We start from the raw sequence: 1,773 nt of genomic DNA, 5'->3' as shown, positions 1-1,773 counted from the left end.
GGTAATCCAGATCCAGCGGACGCTGCAGCTGGCGGCCGTTGCCGTAGGTCCAGCCGGTCGCCGGGCCGAAGGCCGCATAGGTCACGTTGTTCACCACGATCTGGCGCGCCTGGCCAGGCCGGGTCAGGCCGATCTGGCTGATGCGGCCCTGGGTATCGCGCACGTAGTCAGCCACGCTGCCATCGGGCTAGTTTGTCCCGGTGATTTAAGCAACCCATTCAAATCAGCAGGATCTTCTCGATCGCCGAAGCTGCCAGACGTAGTCGCAAGGCGTTCGAGCGTTACCCATGGCAGCCTAACCTGATGTGGCAGCAAGTTGTACCCGCCGCCATACCTCATCCGACATCGAGTTCTTCCACGTCTGAGCAAGGAGATCCCGAAGAGATGGGTCGTGCTTTGCCAAGCTTTCAACCCTCTCGATTTCGGTCTCGCCGTGGGCAACCAAGTAGTCCTCCAAAGGTCCGGCAGCAAGATTGGAAAGTAGATGCGCATCCACATCCATTCGCCTGACAGCCTCAATGAATTTCCAACCTTCGCCAGGATCTCGCTGGATGATGCCATCAACTTCATCCAGCACGCCTGTGAGCGGATCCCGCTCATTCGCATCGGCTGCGAGCCGATTAAAACTAACCCATGCTTCAGCGACTTTTTCCATGCACTCTTTATCAAACATTGTCTAGATCTCAAATTGGTTGAGCCATAGTCGCCCATTGCCAAGCCTCATTGCTATAACCTACACAGCGCTTTGCTGCAGATTCAGCAAGCAATCGCCTCAACTGTGCCTGCTTGTTTTGAAATTGCTGCACATGCCCATTTATTGACATACGACCGGTAGCCGGAAGCCCACGTCTATCCAGTTTAAGATCCCAGTATCGCTTTCTCAGCTCGACCACCAAAGAATCTATCTTTGCTATGAGACGATTACAGTCATCGTCGTCTTCTTTCTCGCACGCCTTGGATATGATGTTCCGCGTCAGAATTGACGCGGGACTTTGCGGATTTAAGATACTGCTTGAGTGAGTTAGGCTAAGGCTATTCAGCGCATTTGTCGTTGCGGCAAGGCCAGAAGACACTTCCCCCCAAGAAGCGGGCGCAGCGAAGTTTGATTGATTGTCTCCTGTAGGAGCTTGGTTCGAATTCATCATAGCGCGAGAGCCTGCGTGCACGCCGCTGCGCATGACTTGCAGACCCTCTGCGTCACTATGTGAGCCCGGGGAACTTAGTGCGTAGCTGAAGGTACTTATTCCACCGGCCAACCCAATCGGATCACTCTGGGAATACCGCCCCACCTCCGGCTCGTACTCCCGCTGGTAGTTGTAGAACAACCCACTCGCATCGGTCGCCTGCTGGCCCGGGAAGCGCAGTGCCAGCTCGAACGCCACACCATCCCCATCCGGATCAGCGCTCGGAATCTGGTTGCCGAACACCTCGCTCTTGTTGCTCCACTCCCAGATCGCAACATTCCGCACCGGATCGATCACCACGCGCGGCGTGCCCAGATGATCCGGCTGCACGTAGGCCAGCTCCGGCACGCCGGTAGCCGGCGTGTTGATCAGCGCTACCGGGTAGTTGTCCAGCCAGATGGCCTGCTGTTGCGCCTGGCCCGTGGCCGAGTAATTGCCCAGCCACTGCCCTGCTTCGTCATACAGGGTGATCTGAGCCGCGCCACTGGCCGGGGTACGCAGCACGCGCTCACCGCGATGGTTGTAGGCGTAGCTTTCCAGCACGGCATTGCCCTGCTTCACCGCGTTCATGCGGTTGGCATCGCTGTAG

At 57.1% G+C, this 1,773-nt stretch carries 2 protein-coding genes; both read right to left on the bottom strand.

Features of this window, described 5'->3' with window-relative positions:
* Window positions 1-295: 295 nt before the first annotated feature.
* A complete protein-coding gene (locus AB839_RS21620) occupies window positions 296-673 on the bottom strand; it encodes a DUF6869 domain-containing protein (protein WP_154351576.1) in 378 nt (125 codons plus the stop codon).
* Window positions 674-683: 10 nt separating this feature from the next.
* Window positions 684-1,773 (bottom strand): RHS repeat-associated core domain-containing protein (locus AB839_RS22010; RefSeq protein ID WP_241776810.1); only part of this gene is annotated, 1,090 nt, incomplete at its 5' end.

This window comes from Stenotrophomonas sp. DDT-1, assembly GCF_001580555.1.
GTDB classification, from domain to species: Bacteria; Pseudomonadota; Gammaproteobacteria; order Xanthomonadales; family Xanthomonadaceae; genus Stenotrophomonas; species Stenotrophomonas sepilia.
The sequence above is the reverse complement of the archived record's forward strand: the minus strand, read 5'-3'. Positions and strand labels throughout refer to the sequence as shown.

Bases quoted from the DNA above. Each gene is read 5' to 3' on its own strand.
- AB839_RS21620 (WP_154351576.1), bottom strand. From the start codon at position 673: ATGTTTGATAAAGAGTGCATGGAAAAAGTCGCTGAAGCATGGGTTAGT.